A 16508-nucleotide genomic window follows, 5' to 3' on the forward strand; every position below is an offset into this window, starting at 1 on the left:
GGTTGTCGTGCCTTTCGGTTGCCTGCCGGAGGTGTCCGGTCAGGAGACGGTGAGGAGCTCCGCGCCGCGCTCGGTGACGACGAGGGTGTGCTCGAACTGCGCGGTCCACGACTTGTCGCGGGTCGAGACGGTCCAGTCGTCGGACCAGATGTCGGCTTCGATGCCGCCGAGCGTGAGCATGGGTTCGATGGTGAACACCATGCCGGGTTCGATCACCGTGTCGTACTGCGGTGCGTCGTAGTGGGGGATGATCAGGCCGGAGTGGAACGCCCGACCGACGCCGTGACCGGTGTAGTCGCGGACGACGCCGTAGCCGAAGCGCTTCGCGTACGCCTCGATGGCACGACCGATCACGTTGACCTGCCGGCCCGGGGCGACGGCCTTGATGCCGCGACGCAGTGCTTCTTCGGTCCGTGTCACCAGGTCCGACACCTCGGGCGCGGCCTGTCCGACGACGAACGTGCGGTTCGTGTCGCCGTGCATGCCGTCCTTGTAGGCGGTGATGTCGATGTTGACGAGGTCGCCCTCCTGCAGGACGGTGTCGTCGGGGATGCCGTGGCAGATGACCTCGTTGAGGCTCGAGCAGAGCGACTTCGGGTAGCCGCGGTAGCCGAGCGTGGAGGGGTAGGCGCCGTGGGCCACGACGAACTCGTGCCCGATGCGATCCAGCTCGTCGGTGGTCACGCCGGGGCGGATCGCTTCGCCGACGGCGTCGATGGCCTGCGACGCGATGCGTCCGGCGACGCGGATGCGCTCGACCTCGTCCGGTGTGTAGGTGTCACCGAGACCGTGCTCGTGGGGCTCGACCTTCCCGACGTACTCCGGACGCTCGATGTCCTTCGGGACGGCGCGGTGCGGGAAGATGCGGCCGGCGGTCAGGTGTCCGTGTTCGTCCCGGGGCATGCGGACCACTCTAGCCGCGGCGCGACGCGCCGAACGCAACCGCCCCCCGGGTGCGGCCCGACGGGGCGAGCGTGACTGCCTGGAGGCCCGGTGCCGGTCCGCCGGACCGGCGCCGGGCCTCCAGGGCGAGCCGAGTCTCGGACCGGCGGGCAGATCCCGGAACGCGCGACCCGGAAGACGTCCGGAGAGCCGAGTCTCGGCGTGGAGCCACCGCGCCACCGGTCCGCCGGCACCGCGACGTGGGTACGGTGGGCCGCATGAGCGAAGACCGCATCGAGTCCCAGTGGTGGTTCAACGACAAGACCGGCCAGGTCGAGCAGGGCCCGCAGTCCCCGCAGCGCGACCGGATCGGCCCGTTCGCGACGCGAGAGGAGGCGCAGCACGCGCTCGACCGCATCGCCGCGAACAACGAGAAGTGGGATGCCGAGGACCGCTGAGCACCGCGGCCGGCACCCCGACGGCGCCCCGTGCGACGCCCCGGTGACGGCGCGTCGCACGGCCCCGCGCACACCGCCGGACCACTAGCCTGGGACGAGGCCCGCCAGCGGCCACCCGATACACGGAAAGGTCGTGCATGGACAAGCAGACGGACTTCGTGCTCCGCACCATCGAGGAGCGCGGCATCAAGTTCATCCGACTCTGGTTCACGGACGTCATCGGGACGCTGAAGTCGGTGGCGATCGCCCCGGCCGAGGTCGAGGGCGCGTTCGCCGAGGGCATCGGGTTCGACGGCTCCGCGATCGAGGGCCTCACCCGTTCGTACGAGGCCGACGTCCTGGCGCACCCGGACCCCTCGACCTTCCAGATCCTGCCGTGGCGGGGCGAGATCGACCCCACCGCTCGGATGTTCTGCGACATCACGACACCGGACGGGCAGCCCGCCGTGGCCGACCCCCGCAACGTGCTGAAGCGCACCCTGGCGCGGGCGAGCGACCGCGGCTTCACGTTCTATACGCACCCCGAGATCGAGTTCTACCTGCTGAAGAGCCGCGAGTGGAAGGACGGCGGCCCGCAGCCCGTCGACCAGGCCGGCTACTTCGACAACGTCCCCGGCGGCAGCGCGCACGACTTCCGTCGCCGGTCGGTCCGGATGCTCGAGGACCTCGGCATCTCGGTCGAGTTCTCGCACCACGAGGCCGGCCCCGGACAGAACGAGATCGACCTCCGCTACGCCGACGCACTGACGATGGCGGACAACATCATGACCTTCCGCACCGTGGTGAAGGAAGTGGCGATCGAGCAGGGCGTCTACGCGACGTTCATGCCGAAGCCGATCTCGGGCCAGCCCGGTTCCGGCATGCACACCCACGTCTCGCTGTTCGAGGGCGACCAGAACGCCTTCTACGAGGCCGGTGGCCAGTACCAGCTGTCGCAGACGGCCAAGCACTTCATCGCCGGCGTGCTCAAGCACGCGCCGGAGATCACCGCCGTGACGAACCAGTTCGTCAACTCGTACAAGCGGCTCTGGGGCGGCGACGAGGCCCCGTCCTTCGTGACCTGGGGCCACAACAACCGCTCGGCCCTGGTGCGCGTGCCGCTCTACAAGCCGAACAAGGGCCAGTCCTCGCGCATCGAGTACCGCGGCATCGACTCGGCGGCGAACCCGTACCTGGCGTACTCGCTGCTGCTCGCCGCCGGCCTCAAGGGCATCGAGGAAGAGTACGAGCTCCCCGCCGAGGCCGAGGACAACGTCTGGAGCCTCAGCGACTCGGAGCGCCGGGCCCTGGGCTACAGCCAGTTGCCCGCGAGCCTCGACCACGCCCTGAGCCTGATGGAGGACTCCGAGCTGGTGGCCGAGACCCTCGGTGAGCAGGTGTTCAACTTCGTGCTGCTCAACAAGCGGCAGGAGTGGAAGCGCTACCGCGACCAGGTCACCCCGTTCGAGCTCGACACCAACCTCGGCGCGCTCTAGAGCCGAGCGCCCTGACCCCTCGGGAGCACGTTCCACATGACCGGTCGGACGACGACGTCACGTTCGGAGCTGGCCCGTCTGGGGTTCGCGGAGCTGTCGGAGAGCCTCGAGCGGGCTGCCGACCTGGAGGCCCGGTTCGGCCCCGACGTGCCGCTGCCGGTCGCCGGGTCTGCCGCGCTCTGGGGCGGCACCGCTGATCCGGACGGCGCCCTGCGGATGCTCGAGCGGCTGCTCGAGCGCGCGCCGGACGAGCTCCGCCCCGTCCTGAGGGACGACGCGGCGACCGAGCGCCTGGTCCGCCTGCTCGGCGCGTCGATCGGGCTCGGGGAGTTCCTGCACCGGCGTCCGGCGGAGCTCGCCCTGCTGCTGGAACCGGTCGGCGAACCGTGGTCGCAGGAGCGGTACACGGCGTCGCTGGCCGAGGCCGTCGACGGCGCCACGGGTGAGGACGCCCGGATGCGCCTGCGGGTGCGCTACCGCCGGCACCTGGCCCAGATCGCCCTGTTCGACGTGCTGCACCCCGTGCCGACGGATGCGTTCCCGGCCGTGGCTGCCGGCCTCGCCGACCTGGCGGGAGCCACCCTCGACGCCGCGGTCGACATCGCCCGGCGCGAGGTGCCGTTCCCCGCGGCCGACGTCGCGGCGACCCCGCTCGCGGTGATCGCGATGGGCAAGGCCGGTGCCCGCGAGCTCAATTACGTCAGCGACGTCGACGTCATCTTCGTCACCGAGCCCACCGACGAGGTCCCCACCGACCGGGCCGTGCTCGTCTCCACCCGCATCGCGATCGCCGCCATGCACGCGATCACCGACCTCGCCGCCGAGCCCGCCCTGTGGGAGGTCGACGCGAACCTCCGGCCCGAGGGCAAGGACGGCGCACTCGTCCGCACCCTCGACTCGCACGTGGCGTACTACGAGCGCTGGGCGAAGGGGTGGGAGTTCCAGGCGCTGCTCAAGGCCCGTCCGATCGCCGGGTCCGCCGACCTCGGTGCCCGGTACGCCGAGGCCGTCGCGTCGTTCGTGTGGAACTCCTCCACCCGGCCGGGGTTCGTCGAGTCGGTGCAGCGCATGCGCGAGCGGGTGACCGAGCACATCCCCGACGCCGACGTCGACCGCCAGCTCAAACTCGGCCCCGGAGGCCTGCGGGACGTCGAGTTCACCGTGCAGCTCCTGCAGCTCGTGCACGGCCGTGACGACCCGTCCGTGCGGGTCCGGTCGACGCTCGAGGCGATGGACGCCCTGACCGACGCCGGGTACGTCGGCCGTGCCGAGGCCGCTCGGTTCGGGCCGGACTACGCCCTGCTCCGGGTGCTCGAGCACCGCATCCAGCTCCGGCGTCTGCAGCGGACGCACCTGATGCCCTCCGACGAGGAGGAGTTGCGGGTGCTCGCCCGGTCGAGCGGTGTCGCCGCGTCGGCCCCGGCGCTCGAGGCCCGCTGGCGTGCCGTGAAGCTCGAGGTCCGCGGGCTGCACGAGCGCCTGTTCTACCGGCCGCTGCTGTCCGCCGTGGCCTCCACCGAGGACGAGATCGTCCTGACCAACGACCAGGTCGTCGACCGGCTCGCCGGTGTCGGGTTCGTCGACCCCACCGGCGCCGTCGGGCACATCCGCGCCCTCACGCAGGGCACGAGCCGGCGTGCGGCGATCCAGCGGAACCTGCTCCCCGTGCTCCTGCGCTGGATGGCCGAGGGGCCGGCACCGGACCGTGCGCTGCTGGCCTTCCGCCGCTTGAGCGACGGCCTGGGGGAGTCGAGCTGGTTCCTCCGCATGCTGCGCGACTCGTCCGGTGCCGCACACTCGCTCACCACGGTGCTGTCCGAATCGGCGTTCCTGTCCGGGCTGCTCGAGCGGTTCCCCGAGGCGGTCGCCTGGCTCGACGAACCCGAGGCGCTCCTGCGTCCGCGGCCGATCGACGCCCTGCTCGCCGAGATGACCGCGACCACCGCCCGGCACGGCAACGACGTCGACGGCTCCGCGGCCCTGCTCCGGTCGGCTCGACGTCGGGAGACCCTGCGGCTCGGCATGGCCGCCGTGCTCGGCTCGCTCGACGTCGACGGCCTGGGCCCGGCCCTGAGCGACGTCACCGAGGCCACCCTGGCCGGTGCCCTCGCGCTCGCCCGTCGTGACGCCCCCGAGGGTTTCGAGTTCGGGATCATCGCGATGGGCCGGTACGGCGGGCGGGAGCTCGGCTTCGGCTCGGACGCCGACGTGCTGTACGTGTACCGCGCACCCGACCTGGCCCCCGAGGTCGCGTCCCGGACCGCCCAGACCATCGTGCGCGAGCTCAACCGGCTCACCGAGGACACGATCCACCCGCTCGACCTCGACATCGACCTGCGCCCCGAGGGCAAGAACGGTCCCGTCGTGCGGACGCTCGAGTCCTACGGCGCCTACTACGCCCGCTGGTCGCTCACGTGGGAGGCGCAGGCGCTCCTCCGCGCCCGCGGGGCCGTCGGCGACGCACAGCTCCTGCGCGACTTCGAGCACCTCGCCGACCGCACCCGGTACCCGGAGCGGATCGACGACCACCAGGTGCGTGAGGTCCGCCGCATCAAGGCCCGCGTGGAGTCGGAGCGGCTGCCCCGCGGCGCCGACCCCGCCCGGCACCTCAAGCTCGGCCGGGGATCGCTCAGCGACGTCGAGTGGTTCGTGCAGCTCCTGCAACTGCAGCACGCGCTCGAGATCCCGTCGCTCCGGACCACGTCGACGCTCGAGGCGCTCGACGCCGCGGTCGAAGCCGGACTGGTCGGCGCCGAGGACGGCGAGCGGCTCGGGGCCGCCTGGCGCTTCGCGTCGCGCACCCGCAGTGCCCTCGTGCTGTGGTCGGGGAAGACCACCGACGTCCTGCCCGTCGACCGCGTCCAGCTCGAGGGGGTCGCCCGTCTGATGGAGTACCCGCCGGGCTCCGCGAGCCGCCTCGAGGACGACTACCTCGGCGTCACACGGCGCGCCCGACAGGTGTTCGAGCGCGAGTTCTACGGCGCCTGACCCGCCCCGGAGACGACGCTGCGGCGCCTGACCCGCCCCCGACACGACGCTGCGTCGCCTGCGACACCACGCAGAGCACCGCGCGACACGCCCGGCCGTCTCCGGACGGACCCGACCTGAGCAGCCTTCGAAGGTTAATTCTCCGCGTCGCGCGGCGTCCCCCGACGACATCCCGCTCGTACCCCTGTTCGAAACAGAGCCCGGCTCGTTACCGTGCCGTGACCGAACTCCCACCGGATCGCCAGGGGACCATTTCCGGTGCCCCCCGACACGCCACTTGACCACCTGCTGACCTGGGCTTTCCGTCTGGCCCGACCCGTGCCTCCAGGCCGCACCTGTCGCCCATCGGGGCCAGCCACCGCTGCCGCGCGGTCCGCAGGAGTGCTGTCAGCACGACGGGGGACCGCTCCGACCGGCGAAGAGGGGGACCAGTGTGTACCCCGTAACGCGCCCGTAACGCCCCCGGACGGGGGCCCCGTTGCGCGCGCGTTCAGGTTCTGCATCAATTGCATCACCCGAACCGGCCCTGATTCCCCGATGAAGCGGAATCTCCACCTCGAACGTTGAAGCAGGGATCAGTGTTCACCTTCATTCTGCAGATCAGGCAGATGGTCGAAGGGCACCCCGAGTTCTACCTGTTCGCCGTGTACTCCGCGGTGATCTGGTTGCTCTGGTTGCTCAAGGTCGTCATCTCCGCCCGCTACCGCCCCTTCACCGGCACCTTCGTCGGTACCACCAGCGTCGTCGTCCCCGTCGTGGACGAACCGCTCGACCTGTTCCGCGACGTCATCGGCCGCATGGTCGAGCAGCAGCCCGGCGAGATCATCGTCGTCATCAACGGTGCCCGCAACGAGGCACTCGAAGAGGTCTGCGACGAGTTCGCCCCGCTCGTCCGCTGGACCCACACGCCCATCCCGGGCAAGCGCAACGCCGTCAAGGTCGGCACCGAGATGTCCAACGGCGACATCACCGTGCTGGTCGACTCCGACACCGTCTGGACCCCCGGCGCGCTCGAGGAACTCCTCAGGCCGTTCGCCGACGAGTCCGTCGGTGGCGTGACCACCCGGCAGCGCATCCTCGAGCCGGAGCGCAGCTGGATCACCCGCTGGGCCGACTGGCTCGAGAACTCGCGCGCGCTCTACTCGATGCCGGCACAGAGTGTCCTCGGGCAGATCGGCTGCCTGCCCGGGCGCACCATCGCGTTCCGCCGGAGCATCCTCATGCGGGTGATGGACCGGTTCATGCACGAGAAGTTCATGGGCGTGTTCCTCGAGGTCTCCGACGACCGGACGCTGACGAACCTCACGCTCAAGGAGGGGTACCGGACCGTCTACCAGTACACGTCGCTGGTCTACACGGATGCCCCGCTGCAGGTGAAGAAGCTGTTCAAGCAGCAGCTCCGCTGGGCCCGCGGCTCGCAGTACAACACGCTGCGGATGCTGCCGTGGATGCTCGGCCACGCCCCGATCCTGGCGGCGTTCTTCATCACCGACATCATCCTGCCGTTCATGCTCTTCGGCGTGATCGCAGGCTGGATCTACCGCGCCTTCACCGGCCAGGGCGAGAACCTGTACCAGGGCATCCTGTCGCAGTACGGCTTCTCGACCGGCTTCGTCTACGTCGCGGCGCTCATGGTGATCTCGAGCGTGCTGAGCATGGCGATCCGCCAGATGCGGCACCTGTCGGAGAAGCCGAGCGACTTCTTCCGCCTGCCGATGTTCATCATCGTGTCGACGTTCTTCCTGATGCCGATCCGCCTCATCGGCTTCTTCCGGCTGGCGCACGCGTCCGGCTGGGGGACCCGAGCCGGCGCCTACGCCGGTGGGCCGATGCAGGAGGACCCGGCGGACGCCGTCCAGCCGCTGTCCTCCACCGCGCAGGTCCCGGTCAGCCCGATCGACGCCGAACGTGCCCGGATGACCGGCGCGGACGCAGGTTCCGCGGGCTCGGGTTCGGGCTCGTCCGCTCCGCTCGACACCGTCGACCAGGTGGCCGTCGACCGCGCGTTCGACGAGCTCTTCGGCGCCGACGCGGCGACCAACTCCACCACCACCGTCCTCGCCACCCGCCGCGAGGCCGCAGCCGCGGTCGCGCAGCAGGAGGCCCAGCGAGCAGCCGCGCCGGCCCCCGCCCGAGCCCGCCGGTACAACCCCTACGCAGCGATCCCGTACGTGATCGGCATCGCGATCTTCGCCCTGGAGGCGTTCCTCATTGTCTGACATCATCCGTTCCTCGAGTGCTTGGTGGGCGCAGTCCAGCAAGCACGCCCGCCGGACGGCCATCGGCACGACGGCCATCGTGCTGGCGCTCGGCCTCATCACCTGGTCGGTGTGGATCTCGCCCACCGGCCCCGTCTCGACCGCCGTGCACCAGGCGCTCGGCGTCGAGGCGCCGAAGGCCAAGAAGGTGTCCGCCGCCGAGCTGCAGACGCAGCTCGACGCCGCCCAGGAGCGCATCTGGTCGCTCGAGGGCAAGCTCGACTCCCGCACGGCCCAGGCCGGGTCGCGCGGCGAACAGATCTCGGAACTCAAGGCGCAGATCGCGTCGCTGCAGTCCCAGCTCGGTGCCGCGAAGGGCTCGGGAGGCTCGTCCAACGTCAACGCCGCGGGCTCCGGCAGCGGTGGCTCGGGTTCCGGCGGGTCCGGTGCCGGTTCCGCCGGCGGGTCCGGTTCGGGTTCGTCCGACAACGGGTCCGGCAGCGGTTCGGGTTCGGGCAACGGCGGTGGGTCGAAGCCGAACCCCGGCCCCTCGACCGATCCGGGTGCCACCCCGGTCGTCACGCCGACGAAGGCCGAGATCCTCGGCCAGCAGTCGCGCTGGTACGGCCTGTACACCGCGCAGTCCCCGTTCAACTGGGCCGAGTACGACGAGGTCTCCCGTCAGGTCGGCACCGCGTCGAACATGACCGGCTTCTTCCAGGGCTTCGACCAGGAGTTCAACGCCACCGCGGTGCAGCGCTCCTGGGCCAACGGCCGCGTCCCCCTCATGACGTGGGAGACGGTGCCGGCGCAGACCGGCAACGACCAGAAGTACGTCCCCGGGTACACCAACGACGACATCTCCGGCGGGTCGTTCGACGCCTACCTGACGAAGTACGCCAAGGCGCTGGCGGCCAACGGGCAGCCGATGGTCATCCGTCTCGACCACGAGATGAACGGCTCCTGGTACAACTGGGCCGAGGGTGACGCCCAGAAGAACCCCGTCGGCTCCTACAAGAAGATGTGGAAGCACGTGCACGACGTCTTCCAGGCGAACGGCGCGAACAAGTACGTCATCTGGGACTGGTCCCCGAGCCGCATCGACAAGCTCGGCAACACGAAGTACCAGACGCTCGACTACATGCAGCAGTACTACCCGGGTGCTGACTACGTGGACTGGGTCGGCATGAGCGGCTACTACCGGGACGCCACCGAGCAGCCGACGTTCGCCACGACCTTCGGAGCGACGCTCGCGCAGCTCCGGCAGATCGCGCCGGGCAAGGGCATCATGCTCAACGAGATCGGGGCGACCGAGACCGGCACCAGTGTCGGGAACCCGCAGAAGACGCAGTGGATCAACTCGCTCTTCGATGCGCTGGCCGACCCCGCCAACCAGGACATCGTCGGCTTCGCTTACTTCAGCGAGACCGCGACCACCATCGTCGACGGCAAGCGCACCACGAACGACTGGCGTCTCAACTCCCGCGCCGATTCCCTCAAGGCCTTCGCCGAGGGCATCAAGCGCAACGACATCGACTACGACCTGCAGGAGGTCACGCAATGAGCGAGTCCAAGAAGTCGACCGCATCGGCCGACACCCGTCCCGCACCCGTCATCAGCGTCATCGGCACCGGCTACCTCGGCGCCACCCACGCGGCCGCCATGGCCGAGATGGGCTTCGAGACCATCGGTGTCGACATCGAACCGTCGAAGCTCGCCGCGCTGTCCGCCGGTGAGGTCCCGTTCTTCGAGCCCGGGCTGCCCGAGCTCATCACGAAGCACGTCGCCAGCGGCAAGCTCCGCTTCACGGCGGACATCGCCTCGGCCGTCGCCGCTGCGGACGTCCACTTCGTCTGCGTCGGCACCCCGCAGAAGGCCGGGTCGCACGCGGCGAACCTGGCCTACGTCGAGAGTGCCACCCGTGGCGTCGCCGAGAACCTCACCCACCCGGGCCTCATCGTCGGCAAGTCGACGGTGCCGGTCGGGACGGCATCGCGTCTCCGCGGCATCGTCCGCGAGTTCACCCCCGCCGGCATCGACGCGGAACTCATCTGGAACCCCGAGTTCCTGCGTGAGGGCAAGGCCGTCGAGGACACCCTGCACCCGGACCGTCTGGTCTGGGGCGGAGCCTCCGAGGCAGCCGACGCCGTGATCCGCGAGGTCTACGCCGCACCGATCAGCGAGGGCACCCCGGTCATCACCACCGACCTCGCCACCGCGGAGCTCGTCAAGGTGAGCGCCAACGCGTTCCTCGCCACGAAGATCTCGTTCATCAACGCGATCTCCGAGATGTGTGCGATCACCGGTGCCGACGTCTCCACGCTCGCCGACGCCCTCGGCCACGACGCCCGCATCGGCCGGAAGTTCCTCAACGCCGGCCTCGGCTTCGGCGGCGGCTGCCTGCCGAAGGACATCCGGGCGCTCATGTACCGCGCGAACGAGATCGGCGCGGGCCAGGTCGTCGGCCTCATGCAGCAGGTCGATGAGATCAACATGGGGCAGCGCCAGCGGGTCATCGACATGGCGATCGACTCGGCCGGGGGATCGGTGCTCAACCGCCGCGTGGCCGTCATCGGCGCCGCGTTCAAGCCCCTGACCGACGACGTCCGTGACTCCCCGGCGCTGAACGTCGCCGCTGCGCTGCACCTCCGCGGCGCCCAGGTGACGCTCTGGGACCCCGAGGCGATGGAGCCCGCGAAGCGCTCGTTCCCGACGCTGAGCTACGCCGCCTCGATGACGGACGCGATCGAGGGCGCCGACGTCGTCCTCGTGCTCACCGAGTGGGACGACATCATCACCGCCGACCCGGTCGCCCTCGGAGATCTCGTCGGGCGCCGCGTCGTCATCGACGCGCGCAACTGCCTCCCGGTCTCGGACTGGGTGAAAGCGGGGTGGACCGTCCGTTCCCTGGGACGTCCCACGCCGGTCACGGGTGCACCCGTGAGCGTCGCAGCGGGGACGAACGACGCGTTGGCCACGAGCCGCTAGTCACCGTTCGCGAGACGGGGTCCGTGCCGGGCGGCGCGGGCCCCGTTCCCGTGCGCGCGGGGCCGCCGGGCGGTTCCGGGCGTGCCTGGTCGATTCGGGCGTACCGGGTCGAATCGGGCGTACCTGGTCGAATCGGGCGTACCTGGTCGGAAGTTCTGACCAGGTACGCCCGATTCCGCTTTCCAGTCCACCTGCGATGGGAAGGAACGTGCGTCGCGACCGCCTGGAGGCCCGGCGCCCGCCCGACGAACCGGCACCGGGCCTCCAGGCGGTCGCGTCCGCACCCGCGCTCCCGGTGGCCGCGTCCTCTCGCGCTGGGCGACACCGCACGGGTGGCGCAGCCCGTGAGGTGTCGCTCACCCGAACCGTGGCCGGCACGTACGAAGGGCCCCGCACCTGACGGTGCGGGGCCCTTCGTCGGTCAGCGGGACTCAGACGCCGAAGTACAGCTCGTACTCGAACGGGTGCGGGCGCTGGGCCAGCGGGAGGATCTCGTTCTCGCGCTTGTAGTCGATCCAGGTCTGGATGAGGTCCTCGGTGAAGACGTTGCCCTTCGTGAGGAACTCGTGGTCCGCCTCGAGCGCGTCGAGCGCCTCGTCGAGGGAGCCGGGGACCTGGGGGATGCCCTTCGCCTCTTCCGGCGGGAGCTCGTAGAGGTCCTTGTCGACCGGCTCGTGCGGCTCGATGCGGTTCTGGATGCCGTCGAGGCCCGCCATCAGCTGCGCGGCGAAGGCGAGGTACGGGTTGCCGGAGGCGTCGGGCGCGCGGAACTCGATGCGCTTGGCCTTCGGGTTGGTGCCCGTGATCGGGATGCGGATCGCCGCGGAGCGGTTGCCGGCCGAGTAGACCAGGTTGACCGGGGCCTCGAAGCCCTTGACCAGACGGTGGTACGAGTTGATCGACGGGTTGGTGAAGGCGAGCAGTGCCGGGGCGTGCTTCAGGATGCCGCCGATGTACCAACGGGCGAGGTCCGACAGCCCGCCGTAGCCGTTCTCGTCGTAGAAGAGCGGCTTGCCGTCCGACCAGAGCGACTGGTGGGTGTGCATGCCCGAGCCGTTGTCGCCGAAGAGCGGCTTCGGCATGAACGTGGCGACCTTGCCCCACTGGTCAGCGGTGTTCTTGACGATGTACTTGAACTTCAGGATGTCGTCCGCGGCGTGGACCATCGTGTCGAACTTGTAGTTGATCTCCTGCTGGCCGCCCGTGCCCACCTCGTGGTGCGAGCGCTCGAGCTCGAAGCCGGCGTCGATCAGCTTCAGGGTGATGTCGTCGCGCAGGTCGGCGGTCTTGTCGACCGGCGAGACGGGGAAGTAGCCGCCCTTGTACGGGGTCTTGTTGGCGAGGTTGCCGCCCTCTTCGTCGCGACCGGTGTTCCAGGCGCCCTCTTCGGAGTCGACCGCGTAGAAGGACTCGTTCTGCGTGACCGAGTAGCGGACGTCGTCGAAGATGTAGAACTCGGCCTCGGGGGCGAAGAACGCGGTGTCCGCGATGCCCGTCGACGCGAGGTACTTCTCGGCCTTCTTCGCCACCTGGCGCGGGTCACGGCCGTAGATCTCGCCGTTCCGCGGGTTGTAGATGTCGAAGATCATGATGAGCGTGCGCTCGGCGCGGAACTGGTCGACGTACGCCGTGGTGACATCGGGGATCAGCTGCATGTCGGACTCGTGGATCGACGCGAACCCACGGATCGAGGAGCCGTCGAACAGCTGGCCGACCGAGAAGAAGTCCTCGTCGACGGTGGATGCCGGGATGTTGAAGTGCTGCTGCACACCGGGCAGGTCCGTGAAGCGGATGTCGAGGAACTTGACGTCGGTGTCCTTGATGAAGGCCAGGACCTCGGAGGAATCGCTGAACATGGGGCCGATCTCCAATGGGTTGGGTGATGTCGGAGGCACCGGTCAAGGCACCCTCCGACGAGGCTATTGACACGGGGTTTCCCGGACATGACTGGATTGTTTCGGGCGTGTTACGCCCGGGCCGTCGCCTACGCTGGGGACCATGGCCCGCAGCACCCCCAGCCCGTCCGCGCCCTCCGAGCACCCGGACGGGTGGCCGGGCAAGGACCTCGGACTGCCCGAGTCCGGGCCCCGGAGCGTCGGGCGGATCGGCCGGCGGGTCGTCGCGCTGCTGATCGACGGCGCGCTGGCTGACCTGGTCGCCTACGTGACCGGTGTGTGGTCGCCGGTCAACGGTTCCGGCGACATCGCGCACTCGTGGGTGCAGATCGCCATCTTCGCCGTGCTGCAGATCGTGTTCATCTGCCTGCTGTCCGGGTCGTTCGGGCACATCTGCGTCGGACTGCGGGTCGTCCCGATGCGCGGCGGCTACGTGGGGGTGTGGCGGCCGATCCTCCGGACGGTGCTGCTCTGCCTGGTGGTACCGGCGCTCATCATCGACCGCGACAGCCGGGGTGCGCACGACCGCATCGCAGGGACGGTGCTCGTCCGGCGCTGAGCCGGGGCCGTTCGGCTGGTGCGAAGTTCCGTACTCGGTGCGCGCCTGCTCTTCCCGCACCGAGTACGGGACCCCGCACCATGCAGGACCGGCTTCGAGCGAGATCGCACCCCCGCACGCGCGAGGACGCCCCCGACCATCTGGTCGGGGGCGTCCTCGTGGGTGGGGGGTCGGTCAGCGCGGCCGTCCGGCGCGGGCCCGCATCGGGTCCATGCCCTTCGGGATCGATGCTGCGGGGCTCTGCGTCAGCGAGTCGAGACGGTTCGCGACCGCCAGGACCTCGTTCCGGTTGAGCGACTTCTTGAGCTTGTTCATGGCACGGGGCAGCTTGTGCAGCGTCAGGCTCTCACCGGTCCCGTCACCCACGTGCAGCACGTGCACGGCGACGTTCGGGACGATGCGCTGGACCTTGCGGCGCTCCTCGCCGACCTGGCGGGTGAGGTTGCCGCGCTGGCCCTCGGTGATCAGGACGACACCCGGGCGACCCACGGCACGGTAGACCGCTGCCTGCGAGCGACCGTGCACCGCGACCGGCATCTCGCTCGAGCGCCACTGGCGACGGAGCGAGTTCGACAGCACGGCACCGACGGCGCCGGGCTGGCCTTCGATCTGCGAGTACGCGGCACGTTCGGCCAGACGACCGAGCACGATGAGGAAGAGCAGCACACCGAGCAGCACACCGGCGACGATCCACAGGACGATCGCGAGCCAGTTCTGCCCCGGCAGGAGCAGCGCCAGCAGGACGCCGAGGACGACCGGACCGACGAAGGCGAGGGCGAACCACCAGACCGACGACGGGTCGGCCTTTCGGGTCATCTGGAAGACCTGGAACATCTGCTTGAGACGCCCCGGCTCCTTCGCCTTCTTGTCTGTGGAAGAGCTGCGTGCCATGCGAACAGGATACGGCCTCCGTGCGCCGGGGGAGACCGTCGCGTGTCCGGCTGTGCGCGAACACGTCCTGTCCACAGATGGTGCGGGAGAGCCTGGAGGCCCACCGCGCCACCGCCACGCTGGTCACCATGGAGACGAGCACCGACCACCACCCGGATCGCTGGATCGCGACCGACGACGAGCACGACGTGCTCACGTGGGTCGCCGACCGCTCCGCGGCCGCCGAGCGCCACCTCGTCCCGGTGGCCGCGGTCGGTCGGACCCCGACGGGGCGTCTCGTGGTCGAACTCGACCGGCCGACCGGTACGCCGCTCGTGCCGGCGCTCGACCGGCTCGGCACGCCGACCACCGGCGTCGCGGTGACCCTCACGGTCCCGCTCCTGGAACTCCTGGTGGCGGTGCACGACGGCGCGGTCCTGCTCGGTGTCGCCGGTGTCGACGACGTGCTGGTGGACGACGCCGGTGCGGTCGTGCTCTGCGACCGCCCGACGAACGCGACGAACACGACGACCCCGACGACCCAAACCAACGCGACGACCCCGACGCGCACCGCGCACCCGACGCGCACCGCGCACGCGACCGATGCGACCCGGACCCTCGTGCTCGCAGCCCGGACGGTGTGGGACCGGGTGGACCCGGCCGAGCTCGCCCAGGCCCCGGTGCTCGGGGCGCTGCAGGACGCCCTCGACGGCGACGGGCCGAGCGCACGAGCAGCACTCGACGTCGTCCGTGCCGCCGCCGCGCCCCGGCCGTTCCGGTGGACCCCCGTGCCGAGCGACCTCGTGTTCGCCGGACCGCCGGCACCGAATGGGCAGGACGGACTGCACGAGCGACTGCGGGATGTGGTCGAGCACGGCGTCCCACTCGGAGCCGGACGACGACTCCCGCTCCGCCGTGCGCTCGTGGGGCTCGTCGTCACCGTCGGGTCGGTGGTCGCCGCCCTGACCCTGCTCGGCGGCGGGTGATGCGCCGGGTGACGCCGTACCGAGGACGCACACGGGAACGGCCCCGGCTCCCACGAGGGGAACCGGGGCCGTCGGCCGTGCTGCTGGTGATCAGTACCCGAGGTTCGGGGCGAAGTTGCCCTCTTCGAGACGGTTCTTCACCGCGACGAGGTACCGCGAGGCGTCCGCACCGTCGATGATCCGGTGGTCGTACGACAGCGCCAGGTAGACGAACGAGCGGATGGCGATGGCCTCCTGGCCGTCGACCTTCACGACCGCCGGGCGCTTCGTGACGATGCCGGTGCCGAGGATCGCCGACTGCGGCAGGAACACCACGGGGGTGTCGAACAGCGCGCCACGCGAACCGGTGTTGGTCAGCGTGAACGTGCCGCCGGCCAGCTCGTCGGGCTTCAGCTGGTTGTTCCGGGTGCGCTCGGCGAGGTCCGCGATGGACTTCGAGAACTGCGCCAGGTCCAGCGAGGCCGCGTCCTTGATGACCGGGGTCAGCAGGCCGCGCTCGGTGTCCACCGCGATGGAGACGTTCTCGGTCTCCGGGTAGACGATCTCGTCGCCCTCGACCGTGGAGTTGATCTTCGGGTGGGCCTTCAGCGCCTCGGACGCCGCGAGGGCGAAGAACGGCATGAAGGAGAGCTTCGAGCCGGTCTTCTCGAGGAACTCCGCCTTGTGGGCGTCGCGGAACTGCGCCACCTTCGTGACGTCGACCTCGACGACGCTCGTGAGCTGTGCGGTCGAGGTCATCGACTGCACGGCACGCTCGGCGACCACCTTGCGCAGGCGGGTCATCTTCTCGCGGGTTCCGCGCAGCGGCGAGACCTCGGCGACGAACGGGCCGGACGCGGCGGCGGGTGCCGCTGCAGCCGAGGCGGCCGGGGCCTTCGCGGCGGCGGCCAGGACGTCCTCCTTGCGGATGCGCCCCCCGACACCGGAACCCGTGACCGTGGACAGGTCGACACCCTGCTCGTTGGCGAGCTTGCGCACCAGCGGGGTGACGTAACCCGAGGCCGCGCCGTCCTGGGTGGGGTTCGGCACCGCGGCGGCGGCCGTGGAGCTCGGCGCGGACGCCGGAGCCGGCGCGGCTGCCGGAGCGGCCTGGGCCGGCACGGCTGCCGGCGGTGCGGCTGCGGGCGGCGGGACCGGCGCGGCGGCCGGGACCGGCGCTGCCGCGGGCGGGGCGGACGGTGCCTGCGGGGCGGCGGGCTGCGTCTGACC

General features: G+C 70.4%; 12 protein-coding genes. 8 read left to right on the top strand and 4 right to left on the bottom strand.

Features of this window, described 5'->3' with window-relative positions:
• Positions 1–39: 39 nt before the first annotated feature.
• Positions 40–903, bottom strand: a complete 864-nt coding sequence (map, locus tag DEJ27_RS16245; RefSeq protein WP_111091455.1) for a type I methionyl aminopeptidase — start codon at positions 901–903, stop codon at positions 40–42.
• 257 nt (positions 904–1160) lie between these two features.
• On the opposite strand from map, the gene DEJ27_RS16250 reads away from it, so the two are divergent.
• The 6 genes from DEJ27_RS16250 (at position 1161) to DEJ27_RS16275 (ending at position 10989) form a co-directional block, all read left to right on the top strand.
• Positions 1161–1340, top strand: coding sequence for an SPOR domain-containing protein (locus tag DEJ27_RS16250; RefSeq protein ID WP_027465448.1), 180 nt, complete (start codon positions 1161–1163; stop codon positions 1338–1340).
• A gap of 137 nt (positions 1341–1477) precedes the next feature.
• Positions 1478–2815, top strand: coding sequence for a type I glutamate--ammonia ligase (gene glnA / locus DEJ27_RS16255; protein WP_027465449.1), 1338 nt, complete (start codon positions 1478–1480; stop codon positions 2813–2815).
• Positions 2816–2851: 36 nt separating this feature from the next.
• Complete coding sequence (locus DEJ27_RS16260; protein ID WP_111091449.1) at positions 2852–5803, top strand: bifunctional [glutamine synthetase] adenylyltransferase/[glutamine synthetase]-adenylyl-L-tyrosine phosphorylase; 2952 nt, start codon at positions 2852–2854, stop codon at positions 5801–5803.
• 578 nt (positions 5804–6381) lie between these two features.
• Positions 6382–8022: a glycosyltransferase family 2 protein gene (locus DEJ27_RS16265; protein WP_111091450.1), complete on the top strand. Its 1641-nt coding sequence runs from the start codon at positions 6382–6384 to the stop codon at positions 8020–8022.
• Entirely contained in the window at positions 8015–9565 is a 1551-nt protein-coding gene (locus DEJ27_RS16270) for a glycosyl hydrolase (protein WP_111091451.1), read from the top strand. Before DEJ27_RS16265 ends, DEJ27_RS16270 begins: the two co-directional genes overlap by 8 nt.
• Positions 9562–10989, top strand: coding sequence for a UDP-glucose/GDP-mannose dehydrogenase family protein (locus DEJ27_RS16275; RefSeq protein ID WP_111091452.1), 1428 nt, complete (start codon positions 9562–9564; stop codon positions 10987–10989). The genes DEJ27_RS16270 and DEJ27_RS16275 overlap by 4 nt, the downstream gene beginning before the upstream one ends.
• Before the next feature lie 431 nt (positions 10990–11420).
• On the opposite strand, the gene glnA (DEJ27_RS16280) is transcribed toward DEJ27_RS16275, so the two are convergent.
• Positions 11421–12845, bottom strand: a complete 1425-nt coding sequence (gene glnA / locus DEJ27_RS16280; RefSeq protein WP_017886082.1) for a type I glutamate--ammonia ligase — start codon at positions 12843–12845, stop codon at positions 11421–11423.
• Between the two features lie 142 nt (positions 12846–12987).
• On the opposite strand from glnA (DEJ27_RS16280), the gene DEJ27_RS16285 reads away from it, so the two are divergent.
• Complete coding sequence (locus tag DEJ27_RS16285) at positions 12988–13443, top strand: RDD family protein (RefSeq protein WP_071244549.1); 456 nt, start codon at positions 12988–12990, stop codon at positions 13441–13443.
• A 174-nt stretch (positions 13444–13617) separates the two neighbouring features.
• Here the strand turns inward: DEJ27_RS16285 and DEJ27_RS16290 are convergent, their stop codons facing one another.
• Complete coding sequence (locus DEJ27_RS16290; RefSeq protein WP_110862249.1) at positions 13618–14334, bottom strand: DUF4191 domain-containing protein; 717 nt, start codon at positions 14332–14334, stop codon at positions 13618–13620.
• Positions 14335–14462: 128 nt separating this feature from the next.
• Here DEJ27_RS16290 and DEJ27_RS16295 point away from each other — a divergent pair, with 128 nt between their 5' ends.
• On the top strand, positions 14463–15299 hold the full coding sequence (locus DEJ27_RS16295; RefSeq protein WP_146244712.1) for a hypothetical protein: 837 nt from the start codon (positions 14463–14465) through the stop codon (positions 15297–15299).
• A 90-nt stretch (positions 15300–15389) separates the two neighbouring features.
• On the opposite strand, the gene sucB is transcribed toward DEJ27_RS16295, so the two are convergent.
• The coding region (gene sucB, locus DEJ27_RS16300; protein ID WP_111091454.1) for a 2-oxoglutarate dehydrogenase, E2 component, dihydrolipoamide succinyltransferase at positions 15390–16508 on the bottom strand (1119 nt) is incomplete at its 5' end.

It is taken from the genome of Curtobacterium sp. MCPF17_018 (assembly GCF_003234135.1).
Classification (GTDB): Bacteria; Actinomycetota; Actinomycetes; order Actinomycetales; family Microbacteriaceae; genus Curtobacterium; species Curtobacterium flaccumfaciens.